This window comes from Elizabethkingia argenteiflava (assembly GCF_009904105.1).
GTDB classification, from domain to species: Bacteria; Bacteroidota; Bacteroidia; order Flavobacteriales; family Weeksellaceae; genus Elizabethkingia; species Elizabethkingia argenteiflava.
Genome location: NZ_JAAABJ010000674.1, coordinates 1 through 201, shown reverse-complemented (window position 1 = coordinate 201; position 201 = coordinate 1). Strand labels below are relative to the sequence as shown.

1 pseudogene is annotated in these 201 nt (G+C 27.9%); it reads right to left on the bottom strand.

Annotated elements, in window-relative coordinates:
- Window positions 1-136 (bottom strand): annotated as a pseudogene (locus GNY06_RS15835) (IS982 family transposase); the annotation flags it as partial.
- Window positions 137-201 lie beyond the last annotated feature (65 nt).

The window sequence follows — 201 nt, the reverse complement described above, 5'->3', positions numbered from 1 at the left end:
CTGAAGTTAAGTCTATGGAGATTAACTCAAGATCTGACAATTTGGGATTGCGGATTTGATTTAAAAAATTCATTTTACTCTCAATTGTTATCAGTATCTCTAATATTTTTTCATAATTTGCGGTAAAACTGTTCATATTTAATCGTTTGTTAGACTATTAAATTTAGGTATTTAGCTAATAATGAGCAGCTCCCTTTTTTT